The 21,527-nt window shown below is 68.8% G+C and carries 22 protein-coding genes; 8 read left to right on the top strand and 14 right to left on the bottom strand.

What is annotated here, in order from left to right; all coding sequences use genetic code 11:
• Positions 1-2: 2 nt before the first annotated feature.
• From AC3IF1_RS14405 to AC3IF1_RS14360, 10 genes are all read right to left on the bottom strand, one after another.
• Positions 3-3,137, bottom strand: coding sequence for an efflux RND transporter permease subunit (locus AC3IF1_RS14405; RefSeq protein WP_489218153.1), 3,135 nt, complete (start codon positions 3,135-3,137; stop codon positions 3-5).
• Between the two features lie 43 nt (positions 3,138-3,180).
• Positions 3,181-4,296, bottom strand: coding sequence for an efflux RND transporter periplasmic adaptor subunit (locus AC3IF1_RS14400; RefSeq protein WP_489220391.1), 1,116 nt, complete (start codon positions 4,294-4,296; stop codon positions 3,181-3,183).
• A 100-nt stretch (positions 4,297-4,396) separates the two neighbouring features.
• Positions 4,397-5,020 (bottom strand): TetR/AcrR family transcriptional regulator, encoded by a 624-nt coding sequence (locus AC3IF1_RS14395; RefSeq protein WP_489218152.1) that lies wholly within the window; start codon positions 5,018-5,020, stop codon positions 4,397-4,399.
• A 642-nt stretch (positions 5,021-5,662) separates the two neighbouring features.
• Positions 5,663-6,730: a flagellar biosynthesis protein FlhB gene (flhB, locus tag AC3IF1_RS14390; RefSeq protein ID WP_243967312.1), complete on the bottom strand. Its 1,068-nt coding sequence runs from the start codon at positions 6,728-6,730 to the stop codon at positions 5,663-5,665.
• Positions 6,731-6,742: 12 nt separating this feature from the next.
• Positions 6,743-7,504, bottom strand: a complete 762-nt coding sequence (fliR, locus tag AC3IF1_RS14385; RefSeq protein ID WP_243967313.1) for a flagellar biosynthetic protein FliR — start codon at positions 7,502-7,504, stop codon at positions 6,743-6,745.
• Between the two features lie 51 nt (positions 7,505-7,555).
• The gene (fliQ, locus tag AC3IF1_RS14380) at positions 7,556-7,822 is read right to left on the bottom strand and encodes a flagellar biosynthesis protein FliQ (protein WP_243967314.1); all 267 of its coding nucleotides are present in this window, start codon (positions 7,820-7,822) and stop codon (positions 7,556-7,558) included.
• Positions 7,823-7,976: 154 nt separating this feature from the next.
• Positions 7,977-8,291, bottom strand: a complete 315-nt coding sequence (gene fliE, locus AC3IF1_RS14375; RefSeq protein WP_243967315.1) for a flagellar hook-basal body complex protein FliE — start codon at positions 8,289-8,291, stop codon at positions 7,977-7,979.
• A 19-nt stretch (positions 8,292-8,310) separates the two neighbouring features.
• Positions 8,311-8,718, bottom strand: coding sequence for a flagellar basal body rod protein FlgC (gene flgC / locus AC3IF1_RS14370; protein ID WP_243967316.1), 408 nt, complete (start codon positions 8,716-8,718; stop codon positions 8,311-8,313).
• A 47-nt stretch (positions 8,719-8,765) separates the two neighbouring features.
• Positions 8,766-9,170 (bottom strand): flagellar basal body rod protein FlgB, encoded by a 405-nt coding sequence (gene flgB / locus AC3IF1_RS14365; protein ID WP_489218150.1) that lies wholly within the window; start codon positions 9,168-9,170, stop codon positions 8,766-8,768.
• A gap of 69 nt (positions 9,171-9,239) precedes the next feature.
• Positions 9,240-9,677 (bottom strand): hypothetical protein, encoded by a 438-nt coding sequence (locus AC3IF1_RS14360; RefSeq protein WP_489218148.1) that lies wholly within the window; start codon positions 9,675-9,677, stop codon positions 9,240-9,242.
• A gap of 381 nt (positions 9,678-10,058) precedes the next feature.
• Between AC3IF1_RS14360 and AC3IF1_RS14355 the strand changes: the two genes are divergently transcribed.
• Positions 10,059-11,405, top strand: a complete 1,347-nt coding sequence (locus AC3IF1_RS14355) for a hypothetical protein (RefSeq protein WP_489218147.1) — start codon at positions 10,059-10,061, stop codon at positions 11,403-11,405.
• Positions 11,406-11,752: 347 nt separating this feature from the next.
• Positions 11,753-11,974 (top strand): hypothetical protein, encoded by a 222-nt coding sequence (locus AC3IF1_RS14350; RefSeq protein WP_489218146.1) that lies wholly within the window; start codon positions 11,753-11,755, stop codon positions 11,972-11,974.
• Positions 11,975-11,989: 15 nt separating this feature from the next.
• On the opposite strand, the gene AC3IF1_RS14345 is transcribed toward AC3IF1_RS14350, so the two are convergent.
• Entirely contained in the window at positions 11,990-13,294 is a 1,305-nt protein-coding gene (locus AC3IF1_RS14345) for an MFS transporter (RefSeq protein ID WP_489218144.1), read from the bottom strand.
• 309 nt (positions 13,295-13,603) lie between these two features.
• On the opposite strand from AC3IF1_RS14345, the gene dnaN reads away from it, so the two are divergent.
• The 4 genes from dnaN to recF are packed head-to-tail and all read left to right on the top strand — an operon-like array spanning position 13,604 to position 16,411.
• The gene (gene dnaN, locus AC3IF1_RS14340) at positions 13,604-14,725 is read left to right on the top strand and encodes a DNA polymerase III subunit beta (RefSeq protein ID WP_243968153.1); all 1,122 of its coding nucleotides are present in this window, start codon (positions 13,604-13,606) and stop codon (positions 14,723-14,725) included.
• Positions 14,726-14,737: 12 nt separating this feature from the next.
• On the top strand, positions 14,738-14,989 hold the full coding sequence (locus AC3IF1_RS14335; RefSeq protein WP_489218143.1) for a type II toxin-antitoxin system ParD family antitoxin: 252 nt from the start codon (positions 14,738-14,740) through the stop codon (positions 14,987-14,989).
• Positions 14,990-15,045: 56 nt separating this feature from the next.
• Entirely contained in the window at positions 15,046-15,282 is a 237-nt protein-coding gene (locus AC3IF1_RS14330) for a type II toxin-antitoxin system RelE/ParE family toxin (protein ID WP_489218142.1), read from the top strand.
• The gene (gene recF, locus AC3IF1_RS14325; protein WP_243968157.1) at positions 15,275-16,411 is read left to right on the top strand and encodes a DNA replication/repair protein RecF; all 1,137 of its coding nucleotides are present in this window, start codon (positions 15,275-15,277) and stop codon (positions 16,409-16,411) included. The genes AC3IF1_RS14330 and recF overlap by 8 nt, the downstream gene beginning before the upstream one ends.
• Before the next feature lie 51 nt (positions 16,412-16,462).
• On the opposite strand, the gene AC3IF1_RS14320 is transcribed toward recF, so the two are convergent.
• Positions 16,463-18,154 (bottom strand): methyl-accepting chemotaxis protein, encoded by a 1,692-nt coding sequence (locus AC3IF1_RS14320; protein WP_489218141.1) that lies wholly within the window; start codon positions 18,152-18,154, stop codon positions 16,463-16,465.
• A 463-nt stretch (positions 18,155-18,617) separates the two neighbouring features.
• Here AC3IF1_RS14320 and AC3IF1_RS14315 point away from each other — a divergent pair, with 463 nt between their 5' ends.
• Positions 18,618-19,013, top strand: coding sequence for a VOC family protein (locus tag AC3IF1_RS14315; RefSeq protein WP_489218140.1), 396 nt, complete (start codon positions 18,618-18,620; stop codon positions 19,011-19,013).
• A 149-nt stretch (positions 19,014-19,162) separates the two neighbouring features.
• The gene (locus AC3IF1_RS14310) at positions 19,163-19,750 is read left to right on the top strand and encodes a histidine phosphatase family protein (protein WP_489218139.1); all 588 of its coding nucleotides are present in this window, start codon (positions 19,163-19,165) and stop codon (positions 19,748-19,750) included.
• Here the strand turns inward: AC3IF1_RS14310 and AC3IF1_RS14305 are convergent, their stop codons facing one another.
• Together AC3IF1_RS14305 and AC3IF1_RS14300 are read right to left on the bottom strand one after the other, a co-directional pair.
• A complete protein-coding gene (locus tag AC3IF1_RS14305) occupies positions 19,751-20,467 on the bottom strand; it encodes a hypothetical protein (protein WP_489218138.1) in 717 nt (238 codons plus the stop codon).
• Between the two features lie 61 nt (positions 20,468-20,528).
• Positions 20,529-21,455: a nickel/cobalt transporter gene (locus AC3IF1_RS14300; protein ID WP_489220390.1), complete on the bottom strand. Its 927-nt coding sequence runs from the start codon at positions 21,453-21,455 to the stop codon at positions 20,529-20,531.
• Between the last annotated feature and the right edge of the window lie 72 nt (positions 21,456-21,527).

Here is a 21,527-nt window from a genome sequence, read left to right as displayed (position 1 = left end):
TCTCAAACCTCTTCAAGGGCGAGAGCCGGGGCCGTGCGCCGTGGTTTGACGCGGAAGAGGGTGAGGACGCTCACGAAAAAGACCGGCACGAAGAGGATCACCAGGAAGGTTGCGGTGACCATTCCGCCGACCACAGCTGTGCCGATTGCCACGCGGCTCGCCGCGCCGGCGCCCGTCGCGAAGGCCAGAGGGAGCGTCCCGAAGACGAAGGCGATCGAGGTCATCAGGATCGGGCGCAGCCGTTCCTGTGCGGCTTTCAGAGCAGCTTCGGGCAGTGCGGTTCCGGAATCGAAGAACGCCTTCGCGAACTCGACGATGAGGATCGCGTTCTTGACCGCCAGACCCACGGTGGTCAGCAAGCCGACCTGAAAATAGACGTCGTTGGCGAGGCCATGCAGCAACGTCGCAAGGATGGCTCCGAGCGCCCCAAGAGGCACCACCAGCAGCACCGCCAGCGGCACCGGCCAGCTCTCATAAATCGCGGCCAGGCACAGCAGTACCGCCACGAAAGAGATGGCATAGAGCGGAGCTGTCTGCGAACCGGACTGGACTTGCTCGTAAGACAGCCCTGTCCATTCATATCCGATGCCGGGGGGAAGCGTCGCCGCGATGGCCTCGATTGCCGCCATCGCAGTACCGCTGCTGACTCCCGGCGCTGGCATACCGAGGATTTCGCTGGAAATCAGGCCGTTATAACCCTCGACCTTCTGCGCGCCCGTGGTCCAGCTGGCCGATAGAAAGGCGTCGAAAGGCACCATCCCGCCGGAGCTGTTGCGCACATACCAGCGTGCGAGATCTGAGGGCAGCATCCGGCTGTCCGCATTTCCCTGCACGTATACCTGCTTCACGCGGCCGGAGCGGTTGAACTGATTGACGTAGGTCGATCCGAAGGCCCCCTGAATCGTCGCGTTTAGATCTGCAGTCGCGACACCGAGGGCGTTGGCTTTGGCGTGGTCGATCTCGAGCCGGTATTGCGGCGCGTCCTCTAGCCCATTAGGTCGCACACCGACGAGGCCTTGCGTGCGGGCGGCCGCGCCTAACAACTGGTTGCGTGCCGCGATCAGGGCTGCGCGACCGACTTGCCCACGGTCCTCAAGCTGGAGGTCGAACCCTGTCGCGTTGCCGAGCTCCATTACCGCAGGCGGCTGGAAAGCAAAGATCATCGCCTCCCGAGCCGACCCGAAATGCTGCATCAGCCTGCCCGCCACGGCGGCGGCCGCCTGTGCTGGTGCCGTGCGTACGGACCAGTCCTTCAGCTTGACCACCAGGAAGCCGGCATTCTGTGCCTGGCCGGAGAAGTTGAAGCCCACCACAGAGAGCACGGAATCAACATTCTTCGTCTCGGAGCCGAGCAGATAATCTACCACCCGAGCGTTGACGGCGGCGGTTTGTTCGGCAGTCGCGCCCTGTGGCAGCGCCACCTGTCCGAACAACATCGCCTGGTCTTCCTCCGGTAAAAAGCCCGATGGCAGTTTCAGGAACAGCGCTGCCGCGGCCGCGGAAAGGGCAGCAAAGCCGAGTAAGGCGAGGTGGCGGCGGCGCACGAGCTTAGCGACGATGCGCGCGTAGCGGCCGTTGACCGCGTCAAAACCTCGGTTGAAGGCTGCGCCCAGTCCCCTTTCAGTGGACGTTTCGCCATGAGGCTTCAGTAAGGCCGCGCACAGCGCCGGAGTCAGAACCAAGGCGACGGCCACTGAGAGGAGCATCGCCGCGATGATCGTGACAGAAAACTGCCGGTAGATCACACCCGTAGACCCACCGAAGAACGCCATGGGAAGGAACACGGCCGACAGGACCAGACTGATGCCGATCAAGGCGCCGGAGATCTCGTCCATCGACGCGCGGGTAGCGTCACGGGGCGAGAGATTACGCTCCCGCATTAGGCGCTCGACATTCTCGACGACGACGATGGCATCGTCAACGAGTAGGCCGACGGCAAGTACCATGGCGAGCATGGTCAAGGTGTTGATTGAGTAGCCGAATGCTGTCAGGACGCCGAAGGTGCCGAGAAGCACGACCGGCACCGCGATTGTCGGGATCAGCGTGGCGCGAAGGTTCTGAAGGAAGACCAGCATCACCACAAAGACGAGGGCGATTGCTTCAAGCAGCGTCTTCACCACCTCCTCGATCGACAGGGTGATGAATGGCTCGGTGTCGAGGGGATAGACGAGTTCTAGGCCGGGCGGGAAGAAGCGAGATAGGCGATCAAGTTCTGCCTTCGCAGCGCGTTCCGTAGTGAGCTGGTTGGCGCCCGCTGCGAGTTTCAAGGCGAGCGCGCCCGCGGGTTTGCCGTTGTAGGACGAGGTAGTGGCGTAACTCTGCGCGCCGATTTCAATTCGCGCCACGTCTCGCAGGAGTACCTCCGACCCACCCTGCGCGACCTTCAGCAGAATGGCACCGAACTGTTCGGCCGTGGTCAGGCGCGCCGGACCGATGATCGTGGCATTCAGGCGCTGACCGGCCCGCGCGGGGAGGCCACCCAGTTCGCCCGCAGAGACTTGGATGTTCTGGGCGGTCAGCGCCGTGGTGACATCGGAGATCGTGAGCGCGTACTTGAAGAGCTTGTCGGGATCAAGCCATATCCGCATGGCGTACTCGGCGCCGAAAAGAGTAAAATCGCCAACACCGGGAATTCGCGTTAAAGCGTCTTGAAGATTAGAAGCGATGTAATCATTGATGTCGTAGCCGGACATGCTGCCGTCGACGGATCGAAGCCCGACGATGAGCATGAAGTTGCGCGTCGCCTTGGCGACCCGGATCCCCTGCTGCGTGACCTCGCTGGGAAGGCTCGCCTGGGCTAGGGAAAGCTTGTTCTGAACCTGCACCTGAGCAATGTTGGGATCTGTCCCCTGCACGAAGGTGCAGTCGATCTCCATAGAGCCGTTCGCCTGCGTCGAGGAGGCGATGTACTGCAGACCGTCGAGCCCAGTCATCTGCTGCAGGATTGGCCGCACGACGGTGTCGGCCACGGTCTCGGCGGAGGCACCAGGGTAGGTGACCGAAATCGAGATCTGTGGCGCTGCGATGCTCGGATACTGGGCGATTGGCAAACGGGTAATCGATAGTCCGCCGATCAGCATGACGGCAAGGCCCATGACCCAGGCGAAGACCGGTCGATCGATGAAAAAATGCGACATTGATGTCTTCCGACTAATCAGATTCTCGGAGCGACGCTCTCGATTAAGGCTGGAGCGGATCCAACGGCGCACTGGCAGACGGGGCCGGTTGCACCCGGGCACCCGGCCGCACCTTCATCAGATTGTCGGCGATGACCTTGTCGCCGGCCTTGAGGCCGCCGGTGATCAGCCAATCGGTGCCGATAGCCGGCCCGGCCTGGATCGCCCGCAACTGCGCGGTATCGCCATCGCCGAGCACGAGGACTGTGGGATCACCGTGAGCGTTGCGCGACACCACCGTCTGCGGCAGTAGGATGCCCTGGTGGTCGACGCCTTCCTGTATTTCCGCCCGCACGTACATGCCGGGCAGAAGAAGGTGATCGGGGTTCGGGAACACCGCTCGGACGAGCACGGTGCCGGTCCCCTGGTCGACGGTGACTTCACTGAAGGCGAGCTTGCCGGCTTGAGGATAGAGACTGCCGTCTTCGAGCAGTAGGGTTACCTTGGCACCCCCGTCTGAGTCGCGAGCGATCTCGCCAGACGCTAGTTCGCGGCGGAGCCGGAGCAGGGTCACCGTCGATTGATTCAGGTCGACATAGATTGGATCGAGCTTGGTAATAGTTGCTAGCGCGCTGGTCTGATTGGACACGGCAAGCGAGCCCGCCGTGACAGTCGACCGGCCGATACGTCCAGAGATCGGCGCCAGGACCTTAGTGTATTCAAGGTTGATCCGTGCCTGCTCTACACTGGCACGCGCCGTTTGAATATCAGCAGTCGCCTCTTTCGCACTCGCGACGGCGTCATCGTAATCCTGGGAGCTGACCGCCCGCATGCCGACGAGGGACTTGTAACGGCCAGACTTGACCGTCGCCGTGGTGAGGCTCGCCTCGTTATGGGCAAGTGTTCCCCGCGCGCTGTCGAGCGCGGCTTGATAGGTTGCCGGGTCGATTTGATAGAGTTGCTGCCCCTCGGTGACGTCAGATCCCTCGATAAAAAGGCGCCTCAGGATCACACCGCTAACCTGGGGCCGCACGTCGGCCGTCATAGTGGCCGCCGTGCGGCCCGGAATCGTGATTGTGCGTGCAACGGACCGGGGCGTAACCGTCAATACCGATACGTTCGGAGGCCCGCCTTGGCCGTGATCGCCAGGCGGATTTCCGTTGGGCTGGCAGGCAGCCAAGCCGGCAGCCAGAAGGCCGCAGCCGACCAGAACTACAGCGGCTGGATATAAATTTTCGCAAGTAACGAATTTCATCACCCATCACCTCGTGGCAAAATTTTTAGCGGGAGACGCGGCTTAGGAAGCGGATTTGACGCTGATACGCGAAGATCCGCTCAGACCGCTCCCGTTGCGCGATGAGGAGGGGCTCAAAAGCATGCGTGAAGCAGTCGAAAATCGCTGCTCCTGTCTCCTCGCAATTACCAGCTGATATCTCTCCAGCTTGCATGCCTTGCCTAATTAGACGCACGAAAGCTTCTTTAATAGAGGCGCGAAAATCTTCGATGAAGCGCCACTTGTTAGTAAACCGTGCCACTTCGACGTCGATCAATCCGACGATGAACTCGGCGTCAGTCGCCGCGTCAGGTGCCAAGGATTGACGATCGAGAAAGTGATCGAGTCGCATCACGATTTTCTCAATTCGATCCCAAATGGAGGAGTCCATCGCGACGACCAACTCAATCTCGTTCAGGACCACGGCGGTTTTTCGAATACCGATAGCTTCGAGAATTTCACTCTTGCTGCTGAAATGCTTGTAAACATTGGCCGGCGACATGGCCAAGTCACGGGCGATGTCGGCAATGGTCATCTTTGCCGGTCCGAAGCGACGCGCCAGTACATCGGCTGAGTCGAGAATGCGCTCGCGCATACCGACCGCGATAGAGCTCGACTGTACGGGGCTCATGCGTCCGCCTCAGTGTCAGGTGATGAATTTCATCACCTCCCTACAGGATGCGTGGCGGTTTGGATAGAGTGCGTTCGGAGCTGGCCCTGGACGCTTCGGAGTGGGACGTCACCCAGCGCAGGCCCCGTGATGTGATTCCTCCTACGGACCAGGGTATACGAACTGGCCTTCGGCAGCCTCTGTAACGAGGCAAGCGTGCTGGGCCTGTCGCAAACGCGTGGCGTTTACCCCGCGTTGACCATCTGGCCTGCATGGCGCCTCCGTTTTCGGAGACCGACCATGATCCTGTCCGCCGTTGCAGAACCGCCTACTCGAGTTCTGCTTCGGACCTCAGGTGGTTAACAAAACCCAACAACAAGACGGACCTTGCCTCTGCTGCGGCCTGCCTGTCGGTTTGCGACAGGCCCCGCACGATTGCCGGACGCGGGCGGACCGGACGCAATGTGCGTGAATATCGGTTCTGATCCCGAGTTGCCCTGGATATCGCGTGCCGTAAGGACCGCGAGGTGGGTGTCACCGGCGCCGACCCGTATCCCGGGCGTATGCTAACGGGGCCTGCCACGAACGCGGCTGCCGGGGCGCGGTGTGCAACGGATAGTGCGCCTCGTTCCGTAGCGTGCCCTTATGCGAATGCAGCACTACCTAGGCCGCCCGTTTCCGCAGGCGCAGGACGAAGCCGATCACCTCGGCCACCGCGCGGTAGTGCTCGGCCGGGATCTCGCGGTCGATCTCCACGGTCGCGTGCAGCGCGCGGGCGAGCGGCGGGTTCTCGATCACCGCGACGCCGTGCTCGGCCGCCACCGCGCGGATTCGCAGGGCGAGGCTGTCGATGCCCTTGGCGACGCAGATCGGCGCCGCCATCCCGGTCTCGTAGCGCAGGGCCACCGCGAAGTGGGTCGGGTTGGTCACCACCACGGTGGCGGTGGGCACCGCGGCCATCATCCGCTTCTTCACCCGGGCCATCCGCAGCTGCCGCAGGCGCCCCTTGACCTCCGGGTTGCCGTCCGACTCCTTCATCTCCTGCTTCAGCTCCTCCTTCGACATGCGGTGGCGCTTGCGCCAGCGGAACCGCGCGTATAGGGCGTCGCCCAGCGTGATCGCCAGGTGCATGCACAGCATGCCGACGAGCAGCCGCAGGCTGAGGGACAGGATCGCCGGCAGGGACGTGGCGGGGTCGATCTGGGCGAACGCCTCCAGCCGGTCGCGGTCGTTCCACAGGAGGACGCCGCCGACCACGCCCACGGCGCCGATCTTGGCCAGCCCCTTGCCGAACTGGAACCACGCCTCGACGCCGAGCAGGCGCTTCACGCCGGCCATGGGCGAGAGACGCTCGAATTTCGGCATCAGCGTCTCGGGGCTGAAGACCAGCGGGTGCTGCAGGAGGCCGGCGGCGAGGCCTGCGGCGGCGGCGAGACCCACCGGCACGGCCACCGCCTGGAGCCACAGCCAGAGGCCCTGCACCGCCGCCGCCCGCATGGAGGCGGCGTCGTCCGGGAGGGTATGGGCGTTCGCCAGATAGGCCTTGAGCCCGTGCAGCAGGGTCCGGGCGATGCCCGGCGCCGCGAGCATCAGCGCGAGGGTGAAGGCCCCCAGGATCGCGAAGGTGTTGATCTCGGTGCTGCTCGCGACGTCGCCGCGCTCGATCGCCTGGTCGAGCCGCCGCTGGGACGGCGCCTCGGTCTTGTCCTCGTCGTCCGCGCCCTCGGCCATCCCGCGTCTACCTCAGCGCCCCACCGACTCGGCGAGATACCGCCCCATGTCGTCCAGAAAGACGCCCATCATGACGCCGAGGCAGCCGATCAGGATCACCGTGCCGACCAGCACCGAGGCCGGGACCGCCAGGAAGAACACCTGGAGCTGGGGCATCAGCCGCGACAGCACGCCGAGCCCAAGGTTGAACAGGATGCCGAAGGCGATGAACGGCCCGGAGATCTGCATCGCCAGGGTGAAGCCGCGGGCGAGCGCCCGGGTCGCCAGCATCAGCGCGTCCGAGAAGGCCGGAACCCCGTCGGGGGGCAGCACCACGTAGCTGTGGGCCAGGCCCTCGATGGCGAGGTGGTGCAGGTCGGTGGCGAAGATCAGCGTGATCCCGAGGAGCGACAGGAAGTTGCCGATCGCCACCTGCTGGCCGCCCTGGCTCGGATCCACCGTCATGGCGTAGGACAGGCCGAGCTGCGCCGAGATGATCATGCCGGCGGTCTGAAGGGCCGCCAGCACCATCCGCACCGAGAGGCCGAGGACCAGCCCGACGATCGTCTCCCCGAACAGGAGACCGATCAGGCGGGGTCCCGCGAGGCCCTCCGTGCCGCCGAGCAGCGGGCGCACGGTCGGGAACAGCACCAGGGTGGTGAGCAGCGCGAAGGCCAGCCGCAGGCGCGGCGACACCATCTGCTCGCCGATCCCGGGCATCAGCATGATCAGCGTGCCGACGCGCGCGAAGGTGATCAGGAATGCCGAGGCGATCCCGGGCAGGAGCAGGTTCATCGCCGCCCCTATGACACGCCGATTGGGCCCCTGTCGTGACCGGAGCGGGCCTCACTGGCCCGCCGCGATCCGGGCGGCGATGCGGGTCATGTAGCCAGCCATGGCGTCGCCGATGAAGGGCAGCATCAGCAGCAGCGCGGCGAACACCGCCACGACCTTCGGCACGTAGATCAGGGTCTGCTCCTGGATCTGGGTCAGGGCCTGGACCAGCGAGACCGCGAGGCCCACCGCGAGCGAGACCAGCATCAGCGGTCCGGCGATCTTCAGGAACACGAAGATGCCGTCGCGGGCGACGTCGAGGATGGCGAGTCCGGTCATGGTGACGACGGGTCCGAACGGAGGAAAGTCATGGATTCAAAAGGTCCGGGACCCTTTGCGGGAGCAGGGTGGCGCCCTGTTGTCGGCCTATGCCCGACCATATCCGGGCTCCGCCCCGATGCCCCGCCAAAGGGCTTGCCCTTTGGGATCCCCATCAGATCTGCATCCGCATGATCTCCTCGTAGGCGGAGATCATGCGGTCGCGGACGGCGACCATGGTCTGGAGGGCGGTCTCGCTCTCGGCCACGGCGGTGACCACGTCCACGACGTTGGCCTTGCCGGCGGCGGCCGAGACCGCCTGCGCGTCGGCCCGGCGCCCGGCATCGCCGACGCTGTCCAGGGTCTGCCCCAGGAACTGCGTGAAGTCGGTGCCGGTCTCGGCGGCCGATGGCACCTTGGGAACCGGCCGGCCGGCGGCGAGGCCCTGGACGGCCGCGTAGGCGCCCGCGGCGAAGTTGCTCGAAGCCATCGCTACGCGTCCTCCCCGATCACTTCAGGATCCCGAGCGTCTGGGACAGCATCTTGCGCGTGGCGGTGACCATGTTGAGGTTCGCCTCGTAGGAGCGCTGGGCCTCGCGCAGGTCCATGTTCTCGATCAGCGCGTTGACGTTGGGCATCTGCACCTCGCCCCGGGCATTGGCCGCGGGGTTGCCGGGCTCGAACTTGGTCCGGAAGGCCGAGGGGTCGCGCCGGACCCGGCCCGCCTCCACGAGCCGCGCGCCGGTCTCGTCGTCGAGATGGCTGGTGAAGCTCGGGATCTTGCGCCGATAGGGCTCCGCCCCGGCCGAGGCCGGCGCGGAATCGGCGTTGGCGATGTTCTCGGCGATGATCCGCATCCGGCCTGACTGGGCCTTGAGGCCGGCCGCCGCCACCGCCATCGACTTGCTGAATTCCATGGTTCAGGCCCCTCCTGCCGCTCCCGGGCGCTCGACGTCGCGGACGCTCAGCTCTTGCCGATGGCGATCTTCAGGGTCGTCAGGCTGTGCTGGTAGAGGGAGGCGGCGAGCTGATAGTCCGACTGGTTGTCGCCGGCCTTCATCATCTCGTCCTCGAGGTTGACGCCGTTGCCGCTCGGCCGGATCTCGAAGCCCTTGGCGCGCTTGGATTCGGTGCTGTCCCCCCCCTGCCCGGCGGGGGCCAGATGGGCCGGGCTGGTCAGCGCCAGGGTGGTCGAGCCGGAGGCCAGGGCCCCCGTGGCCCGGTCGAAGCGCGGCTCCACGAGGTCGCGCGGCTTGAAGCCCGGCATGTCGGCATTGGCCACGTTCTCGGCGATCAGGCCCTGGCGGGCCTGGGCCCATTGCATCCGGGTGCGCAGCATGCCGAGCACGGGCAGGTCGGTGAGGGCCATGGTCGACTCCGGTCTGGCGTCGCCCCGCGCCGGAACGAGCGGGCTCGGCAAAATCTGCCGTGCCCATGGTTAACGGCGCGTTAAGCCCGCCTCGCCCACGGGGTCGGAACCGGAATCGGCCTCGTCGCAGCGGGCGAAGAAGCAGCCGGGCACGGGGGCGGCTTCGGGCGCGTAATGGCCGAAGGGGCTCGACTCCCCGTAGGGCGCGATCGGCGCGTCCAGGCGCGCGGCGATCGCGACATCCCGGCCGTAGTCGCAATTCGGCGCATAGGCGATCGCGCAGACTGCCCGGACCTGTCGGTTGCAGTCGTTGTAGACCTGGAAGACGTACCACCGGGCATCGCCGGCCCTCTGGGCGCCGCGCCTGTAGGCCAGGCACCGGGCGGGAGCCCCGTCGGTCCGCGCGCCGCGCTCGTAGGTGGTCCAGCTCGGAGGCTGCGGTGCCGCCGCGGCCGGCAGGTTCGCGGCCAGGAGGATGAGGAGAGGGGCCGGGCGGGTGCGGTGCATCTCGGGAGGCTGTCGGCTACCCGCGGGGGCGGGCGAACGCCCCGGGTCTGCCCGCCCGATGTATCGCGGATGTCTCCGGCCTCCGCTGGCCGGGAGCCATGCCGTCCGTCCGTTCCGAAGCCCGCGCGGCTTCGGCAACGCTTCGCCGCCGCGACGGGCGTCGCGCGGCCGATGCCGCTTCGCCGAGACCGCGAGATGACGGCCCAAAGCATCATTTCACGACGTATTGTCTTGATAGCGATGATTTAAAAGGTCTGTTAACGAGCCCTTAACGTCGTTTGCCCTGCAGCCCCCCTGGCGTGGTATGGACAAGCCCTTGCCGGGCGCGGACCTGCGGCGGCCGGAACGTGCGAGTGCGTAACCTTGCGATGGCTGCAATCCGTGTTCGGTTCTGACGGCTCCCCCATCGTGCAATATGTCGTGATCTTCGCCGTCATCTTCACGGCGCTCGCGGCCATCGTCTTCACGGTACGCCGCCTGACCGGTCGCAGCGTGGCGTTGCCCGGGCGCGGCGGCGGCCGGGGGCGCCAGCCGCGGCTCGGGATCGTCGACGTCTACGAGCTCGACCGCGCCCGTCAGCTGATTTTGCTGCGCCGGGACAATGTCGAGCATCTGCTCCTCGTCGGCGGGCCCAACGACGTCGTGGTCGAGCGCAACATCCAGCGCGCCCAGCGCCCGCTGCCGGAGGCGTCCCTGCGCGGGGACGCGGGCACGGAGTCCCTGGACGAGCCGTTGCCGGACCCGCTGGTGCAGGGGGGACGCCTCCCCGAGCCGCCGCGCGCGCTGCCCGAGACGGCCGGGCGGCGCGCCGAGCCCCTGTTCGATCCGGGCTTCGAGATGCCGGTGATCGTGCCGCCCCCCGTGCCGCGCTCCGCGGCCGGCCCGTCCCTGACCCTGCCCCTGGATCCCGCGCTGCTCGGCGGCGACGAGCCGGGCCAGGATGTCTCCGCGCCCCTGTCGCCTGCGCCGCCCGTCGCCGCGCCGCCGGCCGCGCCGGTCCGGGAGCCCGCCGCCCCGCGCCGGATCCTGAGCCGGACCGCGCCGCCCCTCGTCGATCCGCGGCCGGCCACGGTCTCCGAGCGCCCCCCCGAGGCCGTGCTGGCCGCGGAGCCGGCGGCGCGGCCTGCCCCGAGCCTCGCCGTTCCATCCGATCGCCGGACCGTCGATCCGGCGGTCCTCTCCGATATGGCCCGCCAGCTCCAGGCGGCGCTGTCGCGCCCCACCTCCGCGGTCACCCCGGCGCCGCCGCCTGCCCCGCCGCCGGCTGCCCCGTCGCCCCTCGCCCCGGCCCCCCTCGCCCCGTCGCCCCTCGCCCCGGCCCCCCTCGCCCCGGCCCCCCTCGCCCCGTCGCCCCTCGCCCCGCCGCAACCGGACCCTCCCGCCCCGCCGGACGCTGTCGATCCGCTGGCCGCCGCGATGGCGTCCGCCCCGCCGGTCGCGCCGGCCGAACCGGTGCCGACCGTCGCCACCCCCGCGCCGCCGGTCCTCCCGGCCACTGTTCCGGCTGCCCAGCAGAATCCCCCGCCGCCGCAGCCGCCGTCCCCCGTCCCGCTCCCGCCCGCAGTGCCGCCGAAGGCACCGCCGGTGTTCCGGCCGCCACCCGCGCCGCAGCCGGCACCGTCGGCGCCCAAACCCGACGCCAAGACCTCGGGCAACCCGTTCTCCGTCGAGGAGATCGAGGCCGAGTTCGCCCGCCTCCTGGGGCGCCCGCTGGACAAGCAGGGCTGACGGTTTTCTCAGGGCCCGGCGATGTCCGCCTCGGGGACCGGGGAGGCCTCCGTTGGAGGGCTCGGATCGCACCGGGACACGCGATCCCGCACCAATCCGGTCCCCATGGCGGCCGATGTTCACGCGGCGCTGCCGGATGGGGGTGACGGCGGGTGCGAGGCGCGTCTCCCCCTCCCCCTTGCGGGGAGGAATCAGGGGTGGGGGTGGTGCAGACGGCACCGCACCGTTCGATCCTCCACCACCTCCAACGCCTCGGATGGTCCCGGCCGCGCCGATGCGAGCCGGGCGCGCGCCGTTCACGATCGGTTAACCCTCTGCTGGAACGCTCCGGTGCGATGGAGGAGCCGATGCTCGCATTGAATGCCGATACCGCCCGTCGCAGCCGCGCCTATCGGGTGTTCAAGCTCGACCGCGCCGGACGCGTCGCCTCCGCCGAGATCGTCGCGGCCGAGGACGACGGCCAGGCGCGCCGTCAGGTCCGCGCCATGGTGGGGCGCTGCACGATCGAGCTCTGGGAGCGGACCCGGTTCCTCGGCCGCTTCGAGCCCGCCGCGCCGGGGCGGCCCTGAGCCGGGCCGCGCCACTCAGCGGCCGGATGTCTCCGGCATGGCCAGGACCGCGAGGAAGCTGAGGATCGCGGCGGCGGCCAGATAGACTCCGACGAAGCCGATTCCCCCGACGGCGACGAGTTCCTGGGCGATGTAGGGCGCCCCGGAAGCCCCCAGGATCCCGGCGAGGTTGTAGGTGACCGAGGCCCCGGTGTAGCGGACCCGGGTCGGGAACAGCTCCGGCAGGACGGCGCCCATCGGGCCGAACACCCAGCCCATGGCCAGGAGGCTGAGGCACAGGAAGCCGAGGACCGGTGGCCATGACCCGGTCCCGGCGGCCGTGCCCAGCATCGGCCCCATGAGGAAGCCCAGCAGGAACACCGCACCCATCCCGGACAGCAGGACTGGCCTGCGACCGAACCGGTCCGCCGCGGCGCCCGACGCGACGATGCCCAAGGCCATGAAGCAGACCGCGATGCATTCGAACAGCAGGAAGGTCGGCCGCGGGTAGCCGAGGGTGCCGGTGCCGTAGCCCAGGGCGAACACGGTGGAGAGGTAGAACACCGCGTAGACCGCCACCATCGCGAAGGTGCCGACCAGGACCGCGCGCCCGTGCTGCGTCAGCATGGTGGCGAAGGGGACGCGCTCCGGGCGCGCCTGGCTGAGGGCCGCCCTGAAGGCCGGCGTCTCGGTGAGCTTCAGCCGGACGTAGAGCCCGACGCCCACGAGCGCGGCCGAGGCTAGGAACGGCAGGCGCCAGCCCCAGGCCTGGAAGCTCTCGGAGGACAGGCCGAAGCTCAGGGCTAGGAAGCCGAGATTGGCCAGGACGAAGCCCACTGGCGCGCCGAGCTGGGGGAAGATGCCGTACCACGCGCGCCGGCCCGGCGGCGCGTTCTCCACGGCGAGCAACGCCGCCCCGCCCCATTCCCCGCCGAAGCCGATGCCCTGGCCGCAGCGCAGCACGCACAGGGCCGCCGGCGCCCACCAGCCGACGGCGGCATAGCTCGGCAGGCAGCCGATCAGGACGGTGGAGAGGCCCATGATCAGGAGCGAGGCCACCAGGGTTGCCTTGCGGCCGACCCGGTCGCCGAAATGCCCGAACAGGGCCGCCCCCACGGGGCGCGCTACGAAGGCGATCGCGAAGGTCGCGAAGGCGCTGAGCTGCTGCACGCCCGGCGCCCCGGCCGGGAAGAAGACCGGTCCGATCACCAGCGCGGCGGCAGTGGCATAGATGTAGAAATCGAAGAACTCGATCGCCGTGCCGACGAAGCTCGCGGCCAGGATCCGGCCGGCGCTCGGTGCCGCGCCTGTCGCGTCGGCGGTCTCTACGGTCTGCAGCATGGTTCCGGCGGAAACGGATCGGGATCGGTCGCGGCGCTTTCGCACGCGGCGGGGCGCGCGGGAACCCTGAATCCGGCGGCCGGACCTGAGAAGGGCCACGTTCGCGGACCGACGCGCGCCTGCTCAGGGTTATGATCGAGCGCGGGTTCCCGGCGCAAAACCGCGGGGCTCCTGTGCGAAACCCGCTCGGGTCGCTGTGCGGTGCACCCGCGCCGGCCTTGCGTTCCCCGGTCCCGTTCGCCAAGCTGAACGGCCATATTCCGCGACGGATGCCGGCCGCGGCGCCGTCCCCACCACTCGAGTATTGCGATGAGAGTCACTGTCGAGCGCGCGGCCCTGCTCAGGTCGCTCGGCCACGTGCACCGGGTCGTCGAGCGCCGCAACACGATCCCGATCCTCTCCAACGTGCTCCTGCGCTCGGAGGGTTCGAGCCTGCAGCTGCGGGCGACCGATCTCGACATCGAGGTCACCGAGAGCGTGCCGGCCGACGTCGCCGATGCGGGCGCCACCACCGTGCCGGCGCACGTGATCTACGACATCGTCCGCAAGCTCCCCGACGGCGCCCAGGTCTCCCTGGAGACCGGCGGCGAATCCGGCCAGATGACGATCCGCTCCGGACGTTCGCGCTTCGCCCTGGGCGCCCTGCCGGAGGGCGATTTCCCGGATCTCGCCGCCGGCGAGATGCCCCACGGCTTCGAGATCGCGAGCGCCGACCTCAAGCGCCTGATCGACAAGACGCAGTTCGCGATCTCCACCGAGGAGACGCGCTACTATCTGAACGGCATCTACCTGCACACGCTGGAGACCGAGGGCGGCCCGGTGATGCGCGCGGTGGCCACCGACGGACACCGGCTGGCCCGGGTCGAGATCCCGGCCCCGCAGGGTAGCGTCGGCATGCCGGGCGTGATTGTGCCCCGCAAGGCGGTGGCCGAGATCCAGAAGCTCCTCGACGACGGCGGCGAGACCGTGGCGGTCGACCTGTCGCCCGCCAAGATCCGCCTGCGCTTCGCGGGCGGCCTGACCCTGATCTCCAAGCTGATCGACGGCACCTTCCCGGATTACCAGCGGGTGATCCCGGCCAACAACGACAAGCGTCTGACCATCGAGCGCGACGCCTTCGCCAAGGCGGTGGACCGGGTCTCGACGATCTCGTCCGAGCGCGGGCGGGCGGTGAAGCTCGGGCTCAGCGAGGGGCGCCTGGCGCTCTCGGTCAACAACCCGGATTCGGGCAGCGCCACGGAGGAGCTCGACGTCGACTACGAGGCGGCCGGCCTCGATATCGGCTTCAATGCGCGGTACCTCCTCGACATCACCGCGCAGCTCGAGGGCGACACCGCGCTGTTCAAGCTCGCCGATCCGGGCTCGCCGACGCTGATCCAGGACCGCGAGGGGGCGCCGGCGCTCTACGTGCTGATGCCGATGCGGGTGTAGGTGCAGGCTGCCATGCCGAAAACCGTCATCCGCGATCCCGGTCAGGAAGCCTCACGCGATCGCCTGATCGCGGCGGGGCGCGACCGTTCGCCGGAGGAGGCGGTGGCGGCCGGTGTCGCGTTGCTCCGCCCGCACGAGGATCGCCTCGCGACGATGCCTGAGGCTTGGCGGGAGGGCGTCGCGAGTGGAGATCACGAGCCGCTCGGCGCCACGCCGGATGCCTTGGCGGCGCGCTATGCCGCCATGGAAAAGGCCGGCCCTTGAGGCCTGTCGTCGTGTGGCGGCGAGCCCGAACCGATCGGCGCGAGATCGGTGACTTCATGGCGGCCGACAATCCGACGCGCGCCCGCAGCGTCGTCCCGGAGCTGCGCACCCGTTGTCAGGCGCGCGGTCGCCGGCCGATGATGGGCAGGCCCGCCCCGGAGATGGCTCTCACCATACGGATCCTCATATTCCGATCTTCCTTGATCCTTTATCCCAACCTCGACGACCGCATTTCGATCGATCGCGTGCTGCACTCGGCGCGCGACCGCTCCATCGTGCCGCCTTATGAGTGAACTCGACACGGCTCGATCCACACGCCTCACCCGGTTGATCGCCCGCGACTTCCGCAATCACGCCGATCTCGAACTGAACCCCGGCGCCCGCTTCGTGGCCCTGGTCGGCGAGAACGGCGCCGGCAAGACCAACCTGCTGGAGGCGATCTCCCTGTTCGTGCCGGGCCGGGGCCTGCGCCGGGCCGAGTTCGCCACCATGGCGCGATCGGGCGGTCCCGGGGGCTTCGCGGTGTCGCTCACCCTCGACCGGGACGGCGCCGAGCACCGGCTCGGTACGGGGCTGGAGCCGCCGGGTCCGGACGGCCGCACGAGCCGGCTCTGCCGGATCGACGGCGCCCCGGCCTCCTCTCCGGTGGCCTTCAGCGAATTCGTCCGGGTGGTCTGGCTGACGCCGGATCTCGACGGCCTGTTCCGCGGCGCGGCGGGCGACCGGCGCCGGTTCCTCGATCGCCTCGTGCTGGCGGTGGATGCCGGCCACGGCGCCCGGGTCTCCGCGATGGAGCGGGCCCTGCGCTCGCGCAACCGCCTCCTGGAGGACCGGACCGACGACGATCGCTGGCTCGACGCGGTGGAGCGGGAGGTCGCCGAACTCGGCGTCGCGGTGGCGCTCGCCCGCCGCGAGACCGCGGAGCGCCTGGACCGGCTGATCGCCGAGACCCGGGACGATGCGCAGCCCTTCCCCTGGGCGTCGATCCGCCTGGAGGGCGACCTCGACGACCTCGTGGCGGTCTGGCCGGCCATCGAGGCCGAGGACCGCTTCCGCCTCGCCCTGCGCAACGGCCGCCACCGGGACCGGGCGGCGGGCCGCACGCTGATCGGGCCGCAGACCAGCGATCTCGTGGTCCGTCACGGCCCCAAGGACGTGCCGGCGGGCACTGCCTCGACCGGCGAGCAGAAGGCCCTGCTGATCGGCCTCGTCCTCGCCCATGCCCGGCTGGTGCGGGCGATGAGCGGCATCGCCCCCGTGATCCTGCTCGACGAGGTGGCGGCGCATCTCGATCCGCGCCGCCGGGCCGGCCTGTTCGAGGCGCTCGATGCCTTGCCCGGCCAGGTCTGGATGACCGGCGCCGACCCGGCCGCCTTCGCGCAGGCCGGCGACCGGACCGAGGTGCTGCGGATCGGAGCCTAGATTCCCGGCAGAGCCGCCTGAACGGTGGGGGTTGGGTCTCGTGACGCTACGCTAGGCGGCCCGGATCGTGGCCAGGAAGCGGGACACCTCGGCGCTGAGATACTCGGACTGGCGCGACAACTCGCCGGCCGCGCCGAGCACCTGGCTGGCGGCCGCACCGGTGGCTTCCGAGGCCTGGGCCACCCCCGTGATGTTGCTCGTCACCTGATCCGTTCCGGTGGCCGCCTGGGAGACGTTGCGGACGATCTCCTGCGTCGCCGCGCCCTGCTCCTCCACGGCGGCCGCGATGGTCGTGGCGACCCCGTTGATCTCCCGGATGCGCGCGGTGATCGTGTCGATGGCTGAGACCGCCTGACCGGTCGTCCCCTGGATCTGGCCGATCTGCTGGCTGATCTCCTCGGTGGCCTTGGCGGTCTGCGCTGCCAGTTCCTTGACCTCGGCCGCCACCACGGCGAAGCCGCGGCCGGCTTCACCGGCGCGCGCCGCCTCGATCGTGGCGTTGAGCGCCAGGAGGTTCGTCTGGCTCGCGATGTTGGAGATCAGCCCGACCACCTCGCCGATGCGGCTGGCCGCCTGGCTCAGCTCCTGCACGAGGTGCTGGGTCTGGTCGGCCTCGCCGACGGCCGTCTGGGCAAGGTTGGCCGAGCCGAGCACCTGCCGGCCGATCTCCTGCACCGACGAGCCCAATTCCTCGGCGGCCGCCGCCACGGTCTGCACGTTGGCGGAGGCCTGCTCGGCCGCCGCCGCGACGGTGGTGGACTGGTTGGCCGTCTCGGTGGCGCTCGACGTCATGCTCTGGGCGGTGGCCTGCAGTTCCGTGGCCGAGGATGAGACCAGCCCGACGATGCCGCCGACCGCCCGCTCGAACCCGTCCGCCAGCTCCAGCATGGTGCGCTTCCGCTCGGCCATGGCGGCCTCGTCGGCGCGCCGCTTGACCTCCGCCTCCTCGGCCGCCTTCCGCGCCACCATCGCCTTGATGCCCTCGACCGCCTTGCCGACGGCGCCGATCTCGTCGCGGCGGGCCGCTTCGGCGATCTCGGCCTCGATCTCGCCCTTTGCCATGCGCTGCAGAACCTTGACCAGGCGATCGAGCGGTCGCGTGATGCCGAATGCCGCGATGAACACCGCCGCGACCAGGCCTGCCAGCATCCCCAGGGCGCTGAACATCATCAGGTTCTGCCGCGTTTCGTTCGTCTGATTGGTCAGGTCGTCCGACGATTTCGACGTATAGGCTGCAATGTCCAGGGCGAGCTGGCTGCCGTCGGCCAGTAAGATCGAGAAGATCGGATCGATCGCCGCATGGACCAGCGCAATGGCCTTGTCGTTCTGGTTGGCGGAGCCGAGTCGGCGCACCTCGCTCACGTCGCGCAGGTAGCGTTCGATGCGGGTCGCCTGTTCATCGATGCGCGTCGCGAAAGTCGGCGCATGAGAACGCAGGACAGGCAGCAACGCCTTCACCTTGGGCACCGCGGCCTCGAAGCCTTTATTGGCGTCCTGAATCTGGTCCGGTTCGGTCTCCGCGATGACGCGATAGATCCAGTAGTTGAGTTCCGTCATCAGGCGGTTCAGGTAGCGCGTCTCGGCGACGGCCGCCGCCTCGTTGACGATGAAGCTGCTGTATGCGTCGTCGATCTTCGTCATGCGCGATTGTGCGTACCAGACGCATCCGCCGACGATCAGGCTGATCAGTGCGATGACGGCCGCCAGCTTGGGCAGCACCTTGATGTTCGACAGCCGCAGCATAGCCTTGCCCTCCGGGTTTGGCACTCTGAGAAGGATTCCGTCCTTTTTAGATTCTGTATCTTAAAAATCTGCGAAAAATCGAATTATCCGGTCAATATATTTACAAATATCTATGGAGATCTATATCAATTTATACGCTCATGATCGAATGACTTCCGCGATACACCCGAATTTTCTGGAACTTTGACAATTATAAATCCGAAGTCAGACGGTTCTTGCGAAAGAGATACTGAAAACACGCGTTCAGGAACGATCGACCGGCATGCTCGAGACGGACGACAGCGGCTTGTGCCGATCTGTCCGTCCCCTGATGGGCCGGGATGGAGGTGGCGGAACCGGTGCGCGGCCCTCTCACCCGCCGGGCGCGATGATCCTCCGGAACGACCGCTCTTTCCGCCGGCGCGGTCCGGCGCCACATGTGCCGGGCACCGCCCTCTCCGCCAGAACACGGAACTGTCGAAGCATGTCCAAGCCCGTCCACGCCATGATCCGCGTCCTCGACGAGACGCGCGCGCGCGACTACTACGCCCGCGCCTTCGGACTGGAGGTGTCGGACCGCTACGATTTCCCGGACTTCACCCTCCTCTACCTGCGTGATCCCGCCTCGCCGTTCGAGCTGGAGCTGACGGTGAACAAGGACCGGGACAAGCCCTACGACCTGGGCGACGGCTACGGCCACATCGCCTTCGTGGTCGACGACGTGGAGGCCGAGCACGCGCGGCACCGGCGCGAGGGCTTCACGGCCACGGACGTGAAGTCGCTCAAGCACGGCGCGGATGTGCTGGCGCGGTTCTTCTTCGCGACGGATCCGGACGGGTACAAGATCGAGGTCATCCAGCGCGGCGGCCGCTTCGCCTGACCGCATCCGGATCGGCGGCCATCCGCCGGGGAGCCGCGCGCATCGTCCCGAACGGCGGGTCCAGGCCGTCGGGGAAAAGACGGTCTGCGTCGAAAAGCCAGCGCATCGTCCCGGTTCCGATTTTCGGGACGATGCGCTAGCCGGGATCCATGCCGCACAAGACCCGCATCCTCTGCATCCGCCACGGACAATCGACGTTCAACGCCGCCCACCGGCTCGGGGGTGGTGATCCCGGCTTGCCCGACGCGCGGCTGACGCCCGAGGGCCGCGCCCAGGCCCGGGCCGCGCGGGAGCGGCTGCACGCGGTCCCGTTCGATCTGGTGGTGGTGTCGCCGCTGACCCGGGCGATCGAGACCGCCGCGATCCTATTCGGCGACCATCCGCGCCGGCCGCGGGTGCTGGTCGAGGTGCTGCACCGCGAGTGCCAGGAGAGCAGCTGCGATGTGGGGCGGGCCGCCTCGGAGATCGCGGCCGAGTTCCCGCATCTCGATGTCGGGCATCTGCCCGAAGTCTGGTGGCATGCCGAGCCCGGCTGCGAGGTCGGCGGCTATCCGGTGGAGCCGCGTCCCCTGTTCGATGCCCGGGTCGCGGCGTTCCGGGACTGGCTGCGGGCGCGGCCCGAGGACACCATCGCGGTCGTAGGGCACGGCACGTTCTTCTATCACCTCACCGGCACGTTCCTGGAGAATTGCGGCTCCATTGAGCTCGACCTCGACGCCGCACCCGCCGCCGCGTGATCAGGCCGGGGTTAGCGCCCGCGCCGCATCGAGGCGCTCCCGGGCTCCCGCGAGGGCGATCTCCGGCGCCTGCCGTCCGATCGACAGGGCCGCGTCGAGGATCGCGCAGGCCCGAAGCCACGTGTCGGGCATGAAGGGGGCGGCCTCCTCGGCGACCTCGGCGGCGCAGCGCGCATCCGCCCCCGCGGACTGGGCCGCCGTGGCGGTCCGGGAAACGGCCGCGGTCAGGGCGCCGGCGCGCCAGCGCCGTGCCCGGGCCGCCGCCTCGGACAACGTCCCGGCGCGCCATGCCGCCGCCTTGGCGGCCGCCAGCGCCGCTTCCAGGTCCGGCGCTGCGGTGCAGGCCGCCGCGTCCTCGGCCATGCCGGCCAGGACGCAGAGGGGCGCGAGAATCGCGCGGACGCTGTCCAGGGCGAGGCGTCCGGTTCGGGCGCTCTCGACCGCGGGGGTATCGGCGCTGCCCGCGAGGCGCAGCACGAAGGCGATCAGGTGCGGTCGGACCGCGTCCGGCATGGCGTCGTTGAGCCCCAGGGCGTAGGCCGCGATCGGCCGCGAGAAGCACGGCGGACAATCCGCGCTGGAGCGGATCGCCCGGTAGGGCAGGCCCGCGGCCACGATCGCCGCCTCGTTGATGCAGGTCCCGCCGTCCGGGCCGGGGAAGGGATGCGACCCGGGCAGCAGGCGCCAGTTCAGGATCGGCTCGAAGTCGGCGTGCATCGGCGCTGCCCTCGTCGGAGGCGACCAGCCTCGCACGGCGCGGACCCGTTGGCGAGGGCCCTCAGCCGCCCAGGCCCGGCGCGAGTCCGGAGAGCATCGCGACCCCGAGCACCAGCACGAAGGCGGCGGCCAGGAGTTCCAGGCCGCCGAGCGCCAGGATCCCCGCCCGACCCCGCCCGCCGGCGAGGCGCAGCGCCGCACGCTTGGCGAAGACCGCGAGGCAGGCGAGCGCCGTGGTGGTCAGCGCCGTGCCCAGCGCCATGGCCAGGACCGCCAGGATCCCCGCCCCCGGCACGCCCTGCGACACCGCGAAGACCAGGACCAGCACCGCCCCCGCGCAGGGGCGCGATCCCGCGGCCAGGACAACCCCGGCCCGGGCCCGCCAGGTCTCCAGGGTGTCGAGGGCCTCCGGCCCCGGCAGATGGCTGCAGCCGGGGCCGCAGGCGGCGCCGAGTCCGGCGAGGCGCCCGGCCTTGCGCCAGGTCAGAACCAGCCCGACCAGGGCTACGAGCGTGAAGCTCATCGTCTCGATCAGCGTCCCGGCCCGGGTGATGCTCGCCGCGGTGGCGTCGAGGATCAGGCTGCCGATCCCGACGATCGCCCCGGCCACGCACGCCTGGAGCAGGGCGGCGCAGAGGCTCAGCGCGCAGCCGCGCCGGAGCGCCCGCTCCCCCGCCAGGATGTAACCGGCGATCACCGCCTTGCCGTGACCGGGGCCGGCGGCGTGGAACACCCCGTAGGCGAAGGCGAGCCCGATCAGCGGGCGCCAGTCGCCGCCGCCCCTGAGCGCGCTCACCGCGACGTTGAGGCTGCGGGAAAAGCTCGCCTGCAGGGCCAGGATGATTCCGCCGAGGCCGGTCGTGATCGGGGCGGCTTCGCGAAAACCGATCCCGAAGGGCGAACGCGGCGGCGGCACGGCGAGGCCCGGGGCGACGAGCCACGCGATTCCGGCGGCCAGGAGCGCGGCCAGTCCGACGGCGAGGGCCATGAGGCCGAGCCTCAGCGCCAGACGCCCCGTCCCGGCGATCCCGATGCCCAGCGCATCGCCCCCAACCGAAAG

This window comes from Methylobacterium sp. E-012, assembly GCF_057836545.1.
This window is presented reverse-complemented; position numbering and strand designations above follow the sequence as displayed.

Bases quoted from the DNA above. Each gene is read 5' to 3' on its own strand.
- AC3IF1_RS14405 (WP_489218153.1), bottom strand. From the start codon at position 3,137: ATGTCGCATTTTTTCATCGATCGACCGGTCTTCGCCTGGGTCATGGGC.
- AC3IF1_RS14395 (WP_489218152.1), bottom strand. From the start codon at position 5,020: ATGAGCCCCGTACAGTCGAGCTCTATCGCGGTCGGTATGCGCGAGCGC.
- flhB (WP_243967312.1), bottom strand. From the start codon at position 6,730: ATGGCCGAGGGCGCGGACGACGAGGACAAGACCGAGGCGCCGTCCCAG.
- fliR (WP_243967313.1), bottom strand. From the start codon at position 7,504: ATGAACCTGCTCCTGCCCGGGATCGCCTCGGCATTCCTGATCACCTTC.
- fliQ (WP_243967314.1), bottom strand. From the start codon at position 7,822: ATGACCGGACTCGCCATCCTCGACGTCGCCCGCGACGGCATCTTCGTG.
- fliE (WP_243967315.1), bottom strand. From the start codon at position 8,291: ATGGCTTCGAGCAACTTCGCCGCGGGCGCCTACGCGGCCGTCCAGGGC.
- flgC (WP_243967316.1), bottom strand. From the start codon at position 8,718: ATGGAATTCAGCAAGTCGATGGCGGTGGCGGCGGCCGGCCTCAAGGCC.
- flgB (WP_489218150.1), bottom strand. From the start codon at position 9,170: ATGGCCCTCACCGACCTGCCCGTGCTCGGCATGCTGCGCACCCGGATG.
- AC3IF1_RS14360 (WP_489218148.1), bottom strand. From the start codon at position 9,677: ATGCACCGCACCCGCCCGGCCCCTCTCCTCATCCTCCTGGCCGCGAAC.
- AC3IF1_RS14350 (WP_489218146.1), top strand. From the start codon at position 11,753: ATGCTCGCATTGAATGCCGATACCGCCCGTCGCAGCCGCGCCTATCGG.
- AC3IF1_RS14345 (WP_489218144.1), bottom strand. From the start codon at position 13,294: ATGCTGCAGACCGTAGAGACCGCCGACGCGACAGGCGCGGCACCGAGC.
- dnaN (WP_243968153.1), top strand. From the start codon at position 13,604: ATGAGAGTCACTGTCGAGCGCGCGGCCCTGCTCAGGTCGCTCGGCCAC.
- AC3IF1_RS14335 (WP_489218143.1), top strand. From the start codon at position 14,738: ATGCCGAAAACCGTCATCCGCGATCCCGGTCAGGAAGCCTCACGCGAT.
- AC3IF1_RS14330 (WP_489218142.1), top strand. From the start codon at position 15,046: ATGGCGGCCGACAATCCGACGCGCGCCCGCAGCGTCGTCCCGGAGCTG.
- recF (WP_243968157.1), top strand. From the start codon at position 15,275: ATGAGTGAACTCGACACGGCTCGATCCACACGCCTCACCCGGTTGATC.
- AC3IF1_RS14320 (WP_489218141.1), bottom strand. From the start codon at position 18,154: ATGCTGCGGCTGTCGAACATCAAGGTGCTGCCCAAGCTGGCGGCCGTC.
- AC3IF1_RS14315 (WP_489218140.1), top strand. From the start codon at position 18,618: ATGTCCAAGCCCGTCCACGCCATGATCCGCGTCCTCGACGAGACGCGC.
- AC3IF1_RS14310 (WP_489218139.1), top strand. From the start codon at position 19,163: ATGCCGCACAAGACCCGCATCCTCTGCATCCGCCACGGACAATCGACG.
- AC3IF1_RS14305 (WP_489218138.1), bottom strand. From the start codon at position 20,467: ATGCACGCCGACTTCGAGCCGATCCTGAACTGGCGCCTGCTGCCCGGG.
- AC3IF1_RS14300 (WP_489220390.1), bottom strand. From the start codon at position 21,455: ATGGCCCTCGCCGTCGGACTGGCCGCGCTCCTGGCCGCCGGAATCGCG.